The organism is Lacticaseibacillus porcinae (assembly GCF_003946305.1).
In the GTDB taxonomy this organism is placed as follows: Bacteria; Bacillota; Bacilli; order Lactobacillales; family Lactobacillaceae; genus Lacticaseibacillus; species Lacticaseibacillus porcinae.
In genome coordinates, this window is record NZ_RHNS01000007.1 from 128,168 (window position 1) to 143,375 (window position 15,208).

Below are 15,208 nucleotides of genomic sequence, written 5' to 3' on the forward strand. Positions count from 1 at the left end.
AATTCGGGTTTACAGAATTCGTTATTCGGAAATTAGTCGATCATAGACTAAAACACGAACAATAATTACTAATTTCATTTTAAATTTGACTTTTAGCCGAACTTCGCCTATATTATCTCGTGGTGCGAAAAGTTGCGCCGATTTATTGAAGATTGTTCGTGTTTTCGAAAGGACGACAAGTATGCAAATTTTTGACTATGAAGATATTCAACTGATTCCCAACAAGTGCATCGTGCGCTCGCGCAAAGAAGTCGATACCACCGTTGAATTTGGCGGCCGGACCTTCAAGTTGCCTGTTGTTCCCGCCAATATGCAAACGATCATTGACGAACCGCTGGCACAATGGCTCGCGGAGAACGATTATTTCTACGTCATGCATCGCTTCAATCCCGAACGTCGCGCAGATTTTGTCGCGGATATGCACAGCAAAGGCTTGTTCGCTTCCATTTCTGTCGGCGTGAAACCCGAAGAATTCGCCTTTGTCAAAGAACTCGCCGGCCACAAGCTCAATCCTGAATACATCACCATCGATATTGCGCATGGCCATTCCCAAATCGTTATCGACATGATCCAACACATTAAGAAATATCTTCCTGACACGTTTGTCGTCGCCGGCAACGTTGGCACCCCAGAAGGCGTTCGGGAACTCGAAAACGCCGGCGCAGACGCCACTAAAGTCGGCATCGGCCCAGGTAAGGTCTGCATCACCAAACTCAAGACTGGCTTTGGGACTGGCGGTTGGCAACTCGCAGCCTTGCGCTGGTGTGCTAAGGCTGCTAGCAAGCCGATCATCACTGATGGTGGGATCCGCAACAACGGCGACATCGCCAAGTCTCTGCGGTTTGGCGCAACGATGTGCATGATCGGCTCCTTGTTTGCCGGCCACTACGAAACCCCAGGCAAAAAAGTTGAAAAAGACGGTCAAATGTTCCAAGAATATTACGGTTCCGCCTCTGAATATCAAAAAGGCGCCCATCACAACGTCGAAGGCAAAAAGATCCTGTTACCGCTCAAAGGACATATTGCTGACACTTTGACGGAAATGAAAGAAGACCTCCAATCGTCTGTATCTTACGCCGGCGGCCGCGACTTGGAAGCATTGCGGAAAGTCGATTACGTCATCGTTAAAAACTCGATTTTTAACGGCGATCAATACTAACATCAAAGCGCGTCACCTTAGTGGTGGCGCGCTTTTTAGTTTGGTCAACAAACGTCAAATTCCACTTGTGATTTCAAAGTGACCGTGTTAAACTAAATAAGTTGTTACTAACGGGAAGTAAGTTACGTAAATAAATTCAATTCAAAGTGAGGAATTTTATGGCGAAGAAATCAAAGATTGCTAAAGCAAAGAAAATTGCTGCCACGGTTGATAAGTACGCCGCAGTGCGGGCGGAGTACAAAGCCACTGGCAACTATGCGGCATTGCAGACGTTGCCGCGTAACGCAAGTCCCGTACGCATGCACAACCGCGATCAACTCGATGGTCGCCCACATGCTTACATGCGCAAATTCGGTATGTCACGGTTGAATTTCCGCGATCTCGCCCATCAAGGCCAGATCCCAGGCGTCAAAAAGGCATCTTGGTAGTTTAAAAATCAACAACCTCCGATCGTGCGGCGACACGATCGGAGGTTGTTTTTATTTCGTGAGATAAGTGATCGTACTGCCCACTTTAATCGTAGGTTTTACTTTTGGTTCTAAATACAACGCATTTTCCATCGGTTGATCGGGAATTTGATCAAAAATCAAACTCACATGGCCGATGGTTTGTAAGTTTTGATTGGCGAGTTTACCGACGCGTTGCACCACATAAGACAATTCATCGATTTGCACCTGATCACCAACCGCTACAGTCAGTGCTAATTGTGCATCTGCATCAGCAAATTCTTGGATCACTGCCACATCGCGCAATGCCGCCGTCGCGCTTACCCCAAATAAAATCACCAAAGGATCGGCGGGATCAAGCGCGTGGGTACCAATTGCGGTTACTTTTGAAATTGTGGATGTCATGTGAGCCTCCTGCAAGCCTTTTCTACTATCATAACATGTTTGCGGCACAACGTATCCGGTTTCACGCGTGTGTTATAATAGAAGCAATTATTTTCTGGAGGCCTTCAATATGAAACAAACCGTGATCCTCGGTGGTTACACCAAAAAAACTGGCGCCGGCATTTACTCTGCGAGCTTCGATTCTGCTAATGGCAGTATTTCCACGCCTAAACCTTTCGTCACCGGCATTAAAAATCCGACTTACCTCGCAATTTCCAAAGCCAACTTCGCATACGCTTGTGCTGCCGGAGACGGTGAAGGTGGTTTAGCAACCATTGATTTAAACCAAACGCCTGCTAAAGTTCTTGGCACCACTTTTTCAAAAGGCGGCTCCCCTGCCCATGTCTCGATTGATGAAGCGCGGCAATTGGTGTTTGCAAGCTTTTATCATGATGGCCGCGCCGTGGTGTACAAGATTCAAGCTGATCACACATTAGTTGAAGTCGATCGCGCCATTCACGGTGGCTCTGGTCCCCGTCCTGAACAAGATGCTAGCCACGTTCACTACTCTGCACTCGCACCTGATGGTCGGTTAGTGTTAGTTGACCTTGGCAATGACACATTGTCGACTTATCCAGTATCTGATGAAGGCAAACTTGGCAAAGCCACGATCTTGCATTTGCCAGTTGGCTATGGTCCTCGTCATATCGCCTTTTTGAATGATCACTTGGCTTACTTAGTCGGTGAACTTTCCAGTCAGATCTCCGTATTGCACTATGACAATGGCGCCTTCACTATCGGCGACACTCGCGCCACGATCCCAGCAACTTGGACGGAACATAACGGTGCGGCGGCGATCCGCATCTCCGCTGATGGCAAATTCGTTTATGTTTCCAACCGCGGCTATGACTCCATGGCAGTCTTCGCATTAAAAGATGGTGGTTTGCATTTGGAATTGATTCAACAGATCCCAGTTCAAGGGTCTTTCCCACGAGACTTCAACTTTGATCTCACCCAAAAATATCTCTTAGTCGTCAACCAAAACACTGACAACGCCACGCTTTATCGCCGCGATGAAGCCACTGGTAAGTTGACTTGGTTGCAAGCTGACATCCCGGCACCAGAAGCTGTGAACGTCAACTTCTTACCAGCAGAATAATTTAATGTGAAAGGTTCTGAGCGAATGTGTTCAGAACCTTTTTCCATGCCATAAAATTTTCACACATTTCCACAACCGCAAGAATCCCGCACCCCCGCGAATAATTTGTAGCATTTTTGTAAAAGTGTGTGTATCAGTGGCAATATTTTTCAAGCACGGTATACTAAAAATGCTGGGTTTTCATTTACAAGCAGTCCGGTGACGGCTGCTTTCAATCAGGAGGACTTTATGTTAGACATTTTCAAAGCCATTATTATCGGGATCGTCGAAGGGCTGACGGAATTTCTTCCCGTCAGCTCTACCGGCCATATCGATTTGGTCAGCCAAGTGGTCAAGATCCAACAAAACGCTGACTTCATGGCGATGTTCGAATACGTGATCCAATTCGGTGCGATTTTAGCCGTGATCTTACTTTACTTCAATAAACTCAATCCCTTTGCCCCATCCAAGTCCCACGCAGAAAAATCTGCCACTTGGGTGTTGTGGTTCAAAGTCATCATCGCCTGCATTCCATCGATCGTCATTGGCTTGCCGTTAAACGACTGGATGGACGCACATTTACACACGCCACAAGTCGTTGCGACGACTTTGATCTTGTATGGAATCTTGTTCATCGTCATTGAAAACATCTTCAAAAACCGTTCCCCAAAAATCGCGAACTTAGCGAACTTGTCTTATCAAACCGCCTTATTCATCGGGTTGTTCCAAGCCTTATCGATCGTCCCAGGGACTTCACGTTCCGGCGCTACGATTTTAGGGGCGATCATCTTAGGTGCTAGCCGCTATGTCGCCACTGAATTTTCCTTCTTCTTGGCGATCCCAACCATGGTCGGTGTGTCGATTTTAAAAATTGGGAAGTTCTTAATGAACGGCAACACCTTCACTGGCGAACAATGGGCGATTTTACTGACTGGGACGATTGTTTCATTCATCGTCGCCTTCATTTCGATCAAGTGGTTACTGAAATTCGTTCAAACGCACGACTTCAAGCCTTTCGGGTGGTACCGCATCGCCTTGGGGATCGTGGTATTACTGGTATTGTTCTTAGCATAGGAGGTCCCACATGTTAAAAGAAGTCTGTGTTGAAAACTTCACCGATCTACCCAAAGCCTTAGCTGCTGGCGCTCGCCGCATCGAACTCAACGACAACTTAGCGGTTGGTGGCACCACCGTTTCTAAAGGCGTTTTAGCTGAAAGTACGCGCTACATTCATGAACACGACGCTTCAGTCGTTGCGATGATCCGCCCGCGCGGTGGCAACTTCGTGTATAACGACTTAGAACTTAAAATCATGGAAGCCGATATTTTCGAAGCCCAAGCCCAAGGCGTTGATGCCGTCACGTTTGGTGCGTTGACTGAAGACGGTTGGTTAGACGAAGATGCAATGGAGAACTTGATCGCTGCTGCCAACGGCATGGATGTGGTCATGCATATGGCCTTTGATGAAATTCCAGAAGACCGTCAACAAGAAGCCATCGACTGGTTGGCGGATCACGACGTCGCGCGGATCTTAACCCATGGCGGGCCATTGTCGCAATCGATCACCGAAACCTTGCCTCACCTCAAAGCTTTGGTCAAACAAGCTGCTGACAAATTGACGATTTTACCAGGTGGCGGCGTCACGGCTGATAACGTCGAGCAGATCACTCGCGAACTCGGCGTCACTGAAGCGCATGGCACCAAGATCTTGAAATTCTAACCATCCAAAAACAGCAAATCTCAAATGAGATTTGCTGTTTTTAATTGCAATCGCGTTGCTAATTGCTGCATGTCATCAGGCAATGGTGCTTGTAAGTGGATCATTTGTTGCGTCAGCGGTTGCCAGAAGTCAAGTTGCGCACAGTGCAGCGCTTGGTGATCAAGTTCAGGCACTGCCGGTCCGCCATACAAGTCATCCCCATACAATGGATGTCCGATCGCAGCAAAATGTGCCCGGATCTGATGGGTCCGTCCCGTGTGCAACCGCACGCGCACAAGCTTGGCTTCATCAGTGTCAGCAAGGGTTCGATATTCTGTCACCGACACTTTTCCGTCAGCCACTACCCCGCGATGCATGTAAAAGTCAGTGGTGCGCCCTAACCGCAACACCAACCACCCATGAGGCGGTAACGCCTTGTGGCCGCTGACTAACGCAAGGTAATGTTTTTGCATGTTGTCTGTGTGCAATAGCGAATCGATCACGCTATGCGCCAAGCTGTGTTTAGCAAACAACATCAACCCGCTAGTATCGCGATCTAAGCGCGTCACCACATGAATTGCTGTACTTTCAGCATGGGTAGCGATCAAATATGCTTTCACGCGATTGGCCATGGTATCTGGGCTTTTGGCAACATCGGGGATCGATGCGATGCCAGCAGGTTTGTTCACCACCAAATAATCGCGATCTTCATAGACAATGTCCAGTGGTGCAGGATAAGGGATCACTTGATCAGAAACTTTGTCTGGCGCCAGCACCATGTCTACCTCATCGCCTTGATGGACGACGTAATTGGTATGCACTGATTCCGCGTTGACAAAGAACTCGCCGCCATGGAATTTCGCTTTTTTGATCTGCATTCGCGCCATGCCGATTTGTCGCAAAAACGTATACAACTTGATCGGCGCAACGTCTTGATAAGTCCAAGTTAATTTCACTGTTTCGCGCCGATAAACGCATCTTCCACGCGATCCCAGAAGTGCATGTGACGATACCGGGCAAAGTGGATCCGTTCGCTCGCAATTTTAAAGCGGATCGAGGTGACCAATTGCGGCGTAATTGAGAATTGATCGATGCTCATTAAATAATCTTGGAATGGTTCTGGCCGCAAAATCACCCATTCATCAGGAGCTAAGATCATTGGTGCCGCTAATGTGCGAAAGACGCGGTTGTTGATCGAGGCAATTTCAGTGACTTGCATGGCATCAAGGCGCGGATGGATCACCGCACCACCGTTAGATTTGGAGTATGCCGTGGAGCCTGTTGGCGTCGCCACACATAACCCGTCACCGCGAAAACTTTCAAAGAAATCTTCTTTGATATACACATCACAACGCATGGTCCCAGACAACCGCTTCAACGTGGCTTCATTCAACGCCAAATAATGTGATGTGGTCCCATCTTCGTAGTCGGCTAACACATCCAACAACGGATAAGACACACTTTGCCCAGAGTCATTCAGCAAGGCTTGCACCAGCTGGTCAATTTCAAAATCCCGCCAGTCGGTATAAAAGCCTAAATGCCCAGTATGCACCCCAATAAAGCGCACGTGATCAAGTTGTTGGGCATAGCGGTGAAACGCCCCTAACAGCGTCCCATCCCCACCAACAGTGATCACGACGTCTGGTGTCACCAGATCCATTTCAAAACCCGCGGCTGTGAGCTTGTCTTCAAGCTTTTGGGCCGCGGTTTTTGATTGACTATTCGAATTTTTGATGATGGCGATACGCATACTAGTCATCCTTTTTGTCTGCTTTTGGCATGGGGACATTTTGGCCTTTGCCATAAGAAAACAGCTGCTGAGCTTCTTGAATTTCTTCTCTGATCTCAGACATTTCTTCATCTAACATAAAACTGGCTTCCGCCGCGCGTTTTAACCGGGCTTTCAAGTCGTCAGGAAATTCCCCTTGGTATTTATAATTTAATGAATGTTCGATCGTGGCCCAGAAGTTCATCGCCATGGTGCGAATCTGCACTTCAGCAAGCAACTTCTTCTCTCCATGCACCAGCTGCACAGGATATTCGATCACCACATGATAAGAGCGATAGCCAGAAGGTTTCACATTGGTGACATAATCGCGTTCTTCAACGATTTTCATATCGGTGCGCTTGTGCAGGAGATCCACCACTTGATAAATATCTTCCACAAACTGGCACATGATCCGCAGCCCGGCGATATCTTGCATATCTTGTTCCAACAATTGGTCAGAAATATAGCGGCGCGACTGTTTTTCGATAATGGAGTCGATAGGTTTGACGCGGCCGGTCACAAATTCGATCGGCGTGTGTTCATTGGCTTGTTGAAATTGTTTCCGCATTCCACGGAATTTAATTTTCAGTTCGTCTACCGCTTGATAATACGGCATTAAAAAGCTATCCCAATCACGTTGCATCGCCATGCCTCCACATCCATATTGTAACAGTCTTAGTTTACCATATAATGGAGACAATATTAGTTGATCAGTTCACCGAAAGGACCACAAAATTGTCAAAACAAATCGAACAAGAATTCAAAACGCTGATCTCAAGCGCTACCGCTGAAAAATTGCTGACCCAAATCAACTTTCAACCACCATTCACCCAAACCAATCGCTATTTTGATACGGCTGACGCGCAACTTAAAGCCTTGCATTTTGGTTTACGGACCCGGCAATTCGCCGATCACGCTGAGCAAACGTTGAAAGTGCCTGCCGGGCCTCAACGCAAACTGATCGAATATACCGATGCGATCACTGGTGGGAATCTCGTCGCCGGTGGCACTGTCGAAGCGCAATTGCATTCGTATGCGATCGCTTTTTCTGATTTGTTGTTGATCGGCGAAGCCACCACCACGCGCTACCTCGCCTCACAACCGGCAGGCTTATTAACACTGGACCACACCACTTACGCTAACGGACGATCAGATTGGGAATTAGAAATGGAATACACTGATGTTGCAGCTGCTCAAGCCTATTGGCACGGACTAGCGACGCAGTTTGCGATCACCTTGCTCCCACCATCAAACAAGATCCAACGCGCCATCGAGAATGTGAAAAAGTCACAAGACTAAAAATTGTGTTCTACAAATTATCTGGTAGAGTTAGGTTATCGAATAAATTTGGAGGGCCCCACGTGTTAGAAATCTTTCTGTTCGTGAACCCGCTTGGTCGTCAATGTCGCCAAGCTGAAGCTGCTGTGTCTCGTCTCAAACAGGAATCACGTCAAAAAGTCGACTTACATGTCGCCATGTTGTTAAATTTTCAAGTGATCACCGATATCTTAGTTGCCGCTGATCGCGACCCCAAAGATCTAATCTTGCGCAATCAAGTCACTGACTCTGCTTATCAAGTCACGTTAGATTTTAAAGCCGCGCAACTGCAAGGCAATCAAAAAGCCCGTCAACTGTTACAAGGGGAACAAGAAATGTTCACCGATGGCAATTTCACTTATTATCGTGCCTTTGCCATGGCGTTAGTTGCCGGTTACGGATTAAATGTTGCCGCTTTTGTCGATGACCGCCAACAACTCACAATGAGTCCTTGCATCGATGCTGATCAACGCCTCGCTCAGGAAATGGGGGTCACCCAAGCCCCTGACGTGGTGGTGTTTGACACCACGAACCAAAACGCTGGTGTGCGCTTGGGAAATACCCGCAATTACCAACGTCTCAAAGCGGTTTGCGAAAAACTCGCTGAACCGACACCAACCGGCATGATCCATGTCCTTTGATCATGAGGAAAGGCCACGACAATTGTCGTGGCCTTTTGTTCACGGACGGCTTGCCGCCAGTTTATGCACACTATCAACGTACCATTCCAATGACTTTAACCACTGCCATCCTTGGTCAGTGCGCTGCAAATACCCATTTTGCATCAAAAGTTCTAACCACACCGTTGCCACTGTGGTCACTATTGCGCGATTATCAACCAGCGGGGTCAGCGCTGAAGTCACCTGCTCATGCCAAAAATTCTGATTCATTTCCCGGGAAATATCACCACCTTGAAAGGTCAATAACCATTTCGCGCGCAGCTGCCATTCTAAAGTTCTCAACCCGATCAACGCAGTCAAATGCTCATGCACTAGCCAAGGTAATCCGCTCATGTGTTTACCTTGGGCGTATGCCATTTGTTGTAAGGCCATGACCTGCCGTTCACGATAATGGAGTGCATTGTCAATCAACCTGACGATTTTTTGGTGTGATTGGGCGACGCGAACTTGACGCATGTGCATCGGACCGTGACTGAAGCGTTGCACCTCAAAATATCCCATCCGTGCTTGCCACAATTCGAGAAAGCTCGAACCATCGCTATACCACAAATGATACCCATGGGTTTCGTCCCAACGCAAAAACTTTGCTTGCATGTTCCCTGGTCGCTGACTGTAATAATGCGGGCCGAGGATCCAAATCACTTCCAAACCTATACTTGCATACCCTTTGGTGCGTTCTTTTAAACGCTGAGGTTTTAATGGGCTGCATTGAAATTCTAGAATCAACGTGCGATCAGCCTTTTGCCACACCACATCAGCGCGTTGGCGGATTTCTGGGTAATACACTTCCAGCGTTACCGCATATCCGAGTTGTTCGCCTAACTGCATCAACCACTGCTTGCCTTGTAAATGAATGGTACTTTCCCCTTCACTGTCCACATCACACGCCGGACCGATATGCGCGAAATGCGCCGGCATCACTTGACCGTTTTTAATCCGCACCGGTTCGCGACAAGCCGGGCATAAATACGTCCCGCCGCGTAATTGTTCGGCTTGTTGATGATCGACTAAGGTAATGCGTTTTTCATCTGTTGTCATCGCCACAAACATCTTAACACCCCCTCATTAATAGATTACGCAAAACAAGGCCGTTTCATCTTTTGAAACATCGCAACATACTGAGCAAACGAAAAAAGCCTCGATCAAATTAATGATCGAGGCTAGACGAATCGCTTTTAAATTAATTTTTGAAACTGTGGATCGGTGCGGGAATGTGACCGCCACGGTTGATAAACACTGAAGCATCCCCAGTGTTTACTGCCATGATCGGAGCAGAGCCAAACAACCCACCAAATTCGATCGCATCGCCGACTTTTTTACCAGGAACCGGAATCACCCGGACTGCAGTGGTTTTGTTGTTGATCATCCCGATGGCTGCTTCATCAGCGATCATCCCAGAAATCGTTGTCGCCGGCGTATCACCAGGAACTGCGATCATATCTAAGCCCACTGAGCAAACTGCAGTCATCGCTTCGAGTTTTTCTAAGGTGATATGACCCGCTTCTGCGGCTTTGATCATGTTGGCATCTTCAGAAACGGGAATGAAGGCACCAGACAAACCGCCGACGCGTTCTGCGGCCATGACGCCACCTTTTTTTACGGCATCATTCAATAAAGCTAAGGCCGCAGTGGTACCAGGGGTGCCGACATGACTCAAGCCCATGGTTTCAAGAATTTCTGCCACTGAATCGCCTTGGGCAGGCGTTGGCGCTAATGACAAGTCGACAATGTTAAACGGGACGCCTAAGCGATCAGCGGCGACTTTGCCGACAAATTGTCCCATGCGAGACACTTTAAACGCCGTTTTCTTAATGGTTTCACAAATCACTTCAAAGTCGGCGTCTGGTTGATCCGCAATCGCGCGTTGCACCACACCAGGGCCTGAAACCCCAGTGTTAATGGCAACATCACCTTCAGACACACCCCAAAAGGCCCCTGCCATAAATGGATTGTCTTCCACAGCATTACAAAATACCACTAACTTCATTGCCAGCTTGGGATCAATGTCAGCGATGCGTTTCACGCATTCACCCATTAACTTCACCGCATCCATGTTCAAGCCTGAACGGGAGGCGCCGATATTGACACTAGAACAAACGCGATCGGTTGCCGCCAGCGCTGCTGGGATCTGATCGATCAACGCCAAGTCTGCTGGGGTGCATCCGTTTTGCACCGTTGCAGAAAAGCCCCCGATCAAATCGACTTCAACTGCTTTAGCAGCGTCATCCATGGCTTTGGCGATCGGCAAAAAGTCAGGTTTGGCGTCAGCGCCAGCCAGCATCGCAACAGGCGTCACTGAGATACGTTTGTTGACGATCGGGATCCCAAATTCACTGGAGATCGCATTGGCAACTGGCACTAAGTTTTTGGCTTTCGCAACGATTTTATCGTAAACGCGTTGGGCAGTGGTCGTGGTATCGCCGGTGATACAATCTAACAACGAGATCCCCATGGTCACAGTGCGAATATCGAGATTTTCTTCGGCGATCATTTGGATCGTTTCTTTGATCTGGTTGCTTTCCATGTGTTCCTCCTAGAGTTTGTGCATCGCGTCAAAAATTTCTTGACGGGCGATTTTCACGTCAACACCGATGTCAGCGCCAAGGTCTTGTAAGTCCGCCTTGATCGCACCAAAATCACCGTCTGCTGGTAATTTCGCTAATAACATCATGGTAAACGCACCTTGCATGATTGTTTGGGACACGTCTAAAATGTTCACATTTAACGCAGCGAGCTTGGTGGTCACTTTGGCAATGATGCCGACTTTATCTGTTCCAATTACAGTAACGATGACTTGCATAGGTTGAATTCCTGCCTTTTTGATTGATATTTTCAGTTTACCATAAGTGCCATCATTTTCCGGTATTAATCTAATATTGTTCGGATATTTTCTAATTTGATGACTAAAATTCAATTTCTCAGCTTGATCACCGGTAAAAAAATATGGCGTTCGCGATTGGTCTAATGAGTGAATAAAAAGATATCCACAACATCTTGTGGATATTGTGGATTATTTCTGCGCCATTACTGCCATATATTGTGGTAGGCGATCGATCACTTGAGTTGGTAAAGCCACATAATGCGTTTGGGCCACAACATCGGCAACTGCGCTGTGGGTATAAACCGCAGCACCGATCGTTCTATCTGAATACTCGAATTGCCCGACAAACGCGGCAATAATCCCAGTTAACGTGTCGCCAGAGCCACCGGTTGCCATTGCCGGTGTTCCAACAGGATTTAAATACTGCTCTTGTTCACCAAAAATTTCGGTTGCTTCAGATTTCACGATCACCACGCCAGGAATGTTAGCGGCAGCTTGCGCATTGGTTTGTGGACTTTGATCAGCGATGCGAACCCCTGACAAACGCTGCCACTCCATTTGATGCGGCGTCCAAATCAAGTGTGCGGTTGGCACTGCAAGGTGAACACGGGCGATCAAAGTGATCGCAGACCCATCAATGATCAGCGTTTGTTCCGGTTGAACCGCTGTAAAAACCCGCTTTAACAACTGCAACGCGGCTTCATCATCACCTAAACCTGGTCCGATCACCAACACATCTTGTGACGTCACTAAAGATTCAAGCTTTGGTGACGTATTTTCTAAGATCATCGCTTCAGGTAACCGCGCATGTAACGCCGAGCGATTCACGGCATCTGTCACCACACTGACTAAACCAGCCCCTGCATACACTGCCGCACTTGCCGCCATGATCGCAGCGCCACCAAATTGCGCATTGCCACCGATAATGGTCACCCGACCAAAATTACCTTTGTAACTATGCTTAGGCCGCGGTTGCACGACTTGACGGACTAAGGCTTCTGAAAGAGTTTGCATCGCTATCACCTCAAGCATATTGTACAACAAGTTTTTAGGCTTGGGGCTGGACACACTCCCTAAAGCTTGATATACTAGTTTTCGTTGTTAAGTTAACAACTTATGCCGCAATGGCGGAATTGGCAGACGCGCAGTGTTCAGGTCGCTGTAAGGTTTTCCTTGTGCAGGTTCGACTCCTGTTTGCGGCACTACTTGAGTTCAACTGAGAAGTTGAGCTCTTTTTTTGTCCTCAGATATTAAAAACGGACCAGTTTTCACTAGTCCGTTTTGATTATTCTTGTAATAATGTCATTTCTGCTTCAGTTAAAGCGCGGTAGCTTCCCAGTGGTAGCGCCTCAGGCAACCGCAAGGCTCCCATTGATAACCGTTTAAGACTCACGACTTCGATACCGACTGCGTGAAACATCCGTTTGACTTGATGAAACTTACCTTCATGAATCGTGATTTCAGCACTGCGCTCGCCCACAACGGTCACTTGCGCAGGGGCTGACGTGAAGTCTTTAAACACAATGCCTTGTTCCAATTGTGTGACCATATCAGCCGTGAGTGCCCCATTTAAAGTCGCCAAGTAGGTTTTATCGACGTGTCGCTTCGGGGATAACAAAGCATGGCCTAACGCCCCATCAGTCGTCAACAATAACAACCCAGTGGTATCTTTATCTAGTCGCCCCACAGGAAATAAGCCAGGACGGCGATCTTTGGCGTCGATCAAATCTACTACTGTTCGCGCTTGTGGATCTTCTGTTGCAGTGATCACACCAGCAGGCTTATTCATGAGATAAGTGACCGCCAAATTGCCGGCAACCACCGTCCCAGATACTGTGACTTGCGATTGTTCAGCAACTGCAAAACCAGGATCGCGCACCACTTCGCCGTCAACGCTGACCGCTTTTTTCTTGATCAATTGTTTCACTTCAGCGCGACTACCAACTTGCAAATGCGCTAAATATTTATCCAGTCTCACATTCTACCTCATATGCAACCGACGGCGCAGGCCAGAGACGCGGGTACCAACGATCATATCCGCCAACCGCGTTTTCAAAATTGCATAGCCATATACTAAAACGCCAAGTGGCACCGCCACTAAAATCGTGATCATCGCCGGGATCGCACGCTGGGTCCCTAACAACATGCCGATCAGCATCGCACTGCCACGCACCACGATAAACATCAACGCGGAAAAACCGCAGATCCCCACCAAACGATGCATGGTTTGGCGGGCTTTGTAGTGATAATCCACCCGCAGCGTATGTAACATCAACCAACTGGTGACGATCATCCCAGCCATTGAACTCATGGTGGGACCATACACGTTAAATGCGTAGATCATCAACCACTGCAACACGAGCTTTACCGCAAAGCCGATCACCATTTCCACAATGGCTAAGCGATTGCGGAACATCCCTTGCAAAAGTGTGGCGAGCACCGTGAACAACCCTAGCAAAATCGCCAAGAAACTCGACAACTCTAACATGTGGATCCCAAGTTCATCATACCCGTAAAACAATACATACAAAGGCTTGGCAATTGCCGCCATCCCCACAGCCGCTGGGATCATCACCAAATAAAACAACTGCAACGTATTGGTGATCTGCGCCGCCACTTCATGTTTATCACCACGCGTTGCCGCAGCCGCTAACAGTGGCAAGGCAGTCACTGCCATGGCAACCGCTAACGAGACCACGATCATGATCAACTTGTTGGCATTTCCAGCAAACAATGCATAGATCTCGTCTAAGCGGTGTTCTGAAACCGCGTAACGCAAGTGCATCATCGGATTAAAGGTATATTGATCGACAATGTAGTACAAGTTGATCGCCGAATCCAAAATAATAAATGGCACCGCTTGTTTGACGATATCTAATAAAATTTCTGGAATCGAAATATTTAAATTATCATCACTGGTTTCCGCTAGTTCCACAAACCGTTGGCGTTGAAACAAGAAGTACACTGCCAACAGCCCTAACCCAAACACCGCGCCAACAAACGCGGCAAAAGTCGATTGCGACACTGCATCGACATAATTGCGGCTCCCTAAACGCATGATGATAAACGTCATCAACAACATGTAAATGATCCGCGCGACTTGTTCAATGAACTGACTAATGGCACTCGGCGCCATTTCGTTATAACCTTGAAAGAACCCGCGCATGATCGAAAGTACTGGGATCAACAGCAAAGGCCAAGCTAGCGAGCGGAAGATCTGTGTCAACGCTGGATCATGGACTGCTAAGATCGGCGCCAGAAACCACAGCGCGCCGCAAGACAACAACCCCATCCCAGTCATTAACAACAAGCCATTAAAAAATAGCCTGAGGCCAGTTTTATATTCATTCATGGCGTTGTAATGCGCCACTTGTTTAGAGATCGCACTAGGGATCCCCGCCGTTCCAATAATCAAAAACACACTATAGATCTGGTAGCCTTTGGTGAATAACGCATTCGCCGTTAAAAAGGCCGCGCCCATCCAAATGCGCCAAGGCACAATATAAATTGCCCCTAAGATCCGCGAGAAAATGCTCCCTGCAGTCATCCATGCTGAACCGCGTAGCATTTGTTCTTGGGCAGAACGCTTGGGACGTTGTGCCGATGTTTGTTTTTCCATTTATGCTACGCCGCTCCTATCAATGCACTATCCTTTACAGTTTAATTGATATTTGCAGGTGATTCAACGACAGAACGACAAACGTCATTGATTTTCCACGAGTCAAAAACCACCCGTTAAACGGGTGGCTTGCTCTGGGGCTATAAGCCCCCGTTACCGGCAGCGTCTCAAGGCGCT

General features: G+C 47.8%; 17 protein-coding genes and 1 tRNA gene. 8 read left to right on the top strand and 10 right to left on the bottom strand.

Going from position 1 to position 15,208, the window contains the following annotated elements; translation table 11 throughout:
* The first annotated feature begins 181 nt into the window (after nt 1–181).
* Nucleotides 182–1,159 carry a GMP reductase gene (locus EKM92_RS07570; RefSeq protein ID WP_125709462.1) on the top strand — a complete coding sequence of 326 codons (978 nt, stop codon included), beginning with the start codon at nt 182–184 and terminating at the stop codon, nt 1,157–1,159.
* A gap of 158 nt (nt 1,160–1,317) precedes the next feature.
* Complete coding sequence (rpsN, locus tag EKM92_RS07575; protein WP_125709464.1) at nt 1,318–1,587, top strand: 30S ribosomal protein S14; 270 nt, start codon at nt 1,318–1,320, stop codon at nt 1,585–1,587.
* A 51-nt stretch (nt 1,588–1,638) separates the two neighbouring features.
* Here the strand turns inward: rpsN and EKM92_RS07580 are convergent, their stop codons facing one another.
* The gene (locus EKM92_RS07580) at nt 1,639–2,010 is read right to left on the bottom strand and encodes a PTS glucitol/sorbitol transporter subunit IIA (protein WP_125709466.1); all 372 of its coding nucleotides are present in this window, start codon (nt 2,008–2,010) and stop codon (nt 1,639–1,641) included.
* 109 nt (nt 2,011–2,119) lie between these two features.
* Between EKM92_RS07580 and EKM92_RS07585 the strand changes: the two genes are divergently transcribed.
* From EKM92_RS07585 to EKM92_RS07595, 3 genes are all read left to right on the top strand, one after another.
* Nucleotides 2,120–3,148 carry a lactonase family protein gene (locus EKM92_RS07585; protein WP_125709468.1) on the top strand — a complete coding sequence of 343 codons (1,029 nt, stop codon included), beginning with the start codon at nt 2,120–2,122 and terminating at the stop codon, nt 3,146–3,148.
* Between the two features lie 228 nt (nt 3,149–3,376).
* On the top strand, nt 3,377–4,201 hold the full coding sequence (locus EKM92_RS07590; RefSeq protein ID WP_125709470.1) for an undecaprenyl-diphosphate phosphatase: 825 nt from the start codon (nt 3,377–3,379) through the stop codon (nt 4,199–4,201).
* A 10-nt stretch (nt 4,202–4,211) separates the two neighbouring features.
* Nucleotides 4,212–4,847: a copper homeostasis protein CutC gene (locus tag EKM92_RS07595; protein WP_125709472.1), complete on the top strand. Its 636-nt coding sequence runs from the start codon at nt 4,212–4,214 to the stop codon at nt 4,845–4,847.
* Nucleotides 4,848–4,867: 20 nt separating this feature from the next.
* Here the strand turns inward: EKM92_RS07595 and EKM92_RS07600 are convergent, their stop codons facing one another.
* The 3 genes from EKM92_RS07600 to yjbM are packed head-to-tail and all read right to left on the bottom strand — an operon-like array spanning nt 4,868 to nt 7,237.
* On the bottom strand, nt 4,868–5,782 hold the full coding sequence (locus tag EKM92_RS07600) for an RluA family pseudouridine synthase (protein ID WP_225420744.1): 915 nt from the start codon (nt 5,780–5,782) through the stop codon (nt 4,868–4,870).
* Complete coding sequence (locus tag EKM92_RS07605; RefSeq protein ID WP_225420745.1) at nt 5,779–6,576, bottom strand: NAD kinase; 798 nt, start codon at nt 6,574–6,576, stop codon at nt 5,779–5,781. The genes EKM92_RS07600 and EKM92_RS07605 overlap by 4 nt, the downstream gene beginning before the upstream one ends.
* A gap of 1 nt (nt 6,577) precedes the next feature.
* On the bottom strand, nt 6,578–7,237 hold the full coding sequence (gene yjbM, locus EKM92_RS07610; protein ID WP_054714939.1) for a GTP diphosphokinase: 660 nt from the start codon (nt 7,235–7,237) through the stop codon (nt 6,578–6,580).
* Between the two features lie 92 nt (nt 7,238–7,329).
* Between yjbM and EKM92_RS07615 the strand changes: the two genes are divergently transcribed.
* Both EKM92_RS07615 and EKM92_RS07620 read left to right on the top strand, forming a co-directional pair.
* On the top strand, nt 7,330–7,893 hold the full coding sequence (locus EKM92_RS07615) for a CYTH domain-containing protein (protein ID WP_164509931.1): 564 nt from the start codon (nt 7,330–7,332) through the stop codon (nt 7,891–7,893).
* 62 nt (nt 7,894–7,955) lie between these two features.
* Entirely contained in the window at nt 7,956–8,552 is a 597-nt protein-coding gene (locus EKM92_RS07620; RefSeq protein WP_164509932.1) for a DsbA family protein, read from the top strand.
* 39 nt (nt 8,553–8,591) lie between these two features.
* Here the strand turns inward: EKM92_RS07620 and EKM92_RS07625 are convergent, their stop codons facing one another.
* From EKM92_RS07625 to EKM92_RS07640, 4 genes are all read right to left on the bottom strand, one after another.
* Nucleotides 8,592–9,641 (bottom strand): competence protein CoiA, encoded by a 1,050-nt coding sequence (locus EKM92_RS07625; protein WP_125709480.1) that lies wholly within the window; start codon nt 9,639–9,641, stop codon nt 8,592–8,594.
* Nucleotides 9,642–9,771: 130 nt separating this feature from the next.
* Nucleotides 9,772–11,115, bottom strand: a complete 1,344-nt coding sequence (locus tag EKM92_RS07630; RefSeq protein WP_125709482.1) for a PFL family protein — start codon at nt 11,113–11,115, stop codon at nt 9,772–9,774.
* Between the two features lie 9 nt (nt 11,116–11,124).
* On the bottom strand, nt 11,125–11,391 hold the full coding sequence (locus EKM92_RS07635) for an ACT domain-containing protein (RefSeq protein ID WP_125709484.1): 267 nt from the start codon (nt 11,389–11,391) through the stop codon (nt 11,125–11,127).
* Between the two features lie 210 nt (nt 11,392–11,601).
* Nucleotides 11,602–12,426 (bottom strand): NAD(P)H-hydrate dehydratase, encoded by an 825-nt coding sequence (locus EKM92_RS07640; RefSeq protein WP_125709486.1) that lies wholly within the window; start codon nt 12,424–12,426, stop codon nt 11,602–11,604.
* Nucleotides 12,427–12,530: 104 nt separating this feature from the next.
* On the opposite strand from EKM92_RS07640, the gene EKM92_RS07645 reads away from it, so the two are divergent.
* Nucleotides 12,531–12,614: transfer RNA gene (locus EKM92_RS07645), tRNA-Leu, on the top strand.
* Between the two features lie 83 nt (nt 12,615–12,697).
* Here EKM92_RS07645 and EKM92_RS07650 read toward each other — a convergent pair.
* Together EKM92_RS07650 and EKM92_RS07655 are read right to left on the bottom strand one after the other, a co-directional pair.
* The gene (locus tag EKM92_RS07650) at nt 12,698–13,390 is read right to left on the bottom strand and encodes a pseudouridine synthase (RefSeq protein ID WP_125709488.1); all 693 of its coding nucleotides are present in this window, start codon (nt 13,388–13,390) and stop codon (nt 12,698–12,700) included.
* A gap of 3 nt (nt 13,391–13,393) precedes the next feature.
* Nucleotides 13,394–15,031 carry a putative polysaccharide biosynthesis protein gene (locus EKM92_RS07655; protein ID WP_125709490.1) on the bottom strand — a complete coding sequence of 546 codons (1,638 nt, stop codon included), beginning with the start codon at nt 15,029–15,031 and terminating at the stop codon, nt 13,394–13,396.
* Between the last annotated feature and the right edge of the window lie 177 nt (nt 15,032–15,208).

Bases quoted from the DNA above. Each gene is read 5' to 3' on its own strand.
- EKM92_RS07630 (WP_125709482.1), bottom strand. From the start codon at position 11,115: ATGGAAAGCAACCAGATCAAAGAAACGATCCAAATGATCGCCGAAGAA.
- rpsN (WP_125709464.1), top strand. From the start codon at position 1,318: ATGGCGAAGAAATCAAAGATTGCTAAAGCAAAGAAAATTGCTGCCACG.
- EKM92_RS07580 (WP_125709466.1), bottom strand. From the start codon at position 2,010: ATGACATCCACAATTTCAAAAGTAACCGCAATTGGTACCCACGCGCTT.
- yjbM (WP_054714939.1), bottom strand. From the start codon at position 7,237: ATGCAACGTGATTGGGATAGCTTTTTAATGCCGTATTATCAAGCGGTA.
- EKM92_RS07570 (WP_125709462.1), top strand. From the start codon at position 182: ATGCAAATTTTTGACTATGAAGATATTCAACTGATTCCCAACAAGTGC.
- EKM92_RS07590 (WP_125709470.1), top strand. From the start codon at position 3,377: ATGTTAGACATTTTCAAAGCCATTATTATCGGGATCGTCGAAGGGCTG.
- EKM92_RS07635 (WP_125709484.1), bottom strand. From the start codon at position 11,391: ATGCAAGTCATCGTTACTGTAATTGGAACAGATAAAGTCGGCATCATT.
- EKM92_RS07595 (WP_125709472.1), top strand. From the start codon at position 4,212: ATGTTAAAAGAAGTCTGTGTTGAAAACTTCACCGATCTACCCAAAGCC.
- EKM92_RS07640 (WP_125709486.1), bottom strand. From the start codon at position 12,426: ATGCAAACTCTTTCAGAAGCCTTAGTCCGTCAAGTCGTGCAACCGCGG.
- EKM92_RS07605 (WP_225420745.1), bottom strand. From the start codon at position 6,576: ATGCGTATCGCCATCATCAAAAATTCGAATAGTCAATCAAAAACCGCG.
- EKM92_RS07655 (WP_125709490.1), bottom strand. From the start codon at position 15,031: ATGGAAAAACAAACATCGGCACAACGTCCCAAGCGTTCTGCCCAAGAA.
- EKM92_RS07625 (WP_125709480.1), bottom strand. From the start codon at position 9,641: ATGTTTGTGGCGATGACAACAGATGAAAAACGCATTACCTTAGTCGAT.
- EKM92_RS07585 (WP_125709468.1), top strand. From the start codon at position 2,120: ATGAAACAAACCGTGATCCTCGGTGGTTACACCAAAAAAACTGGCGCC.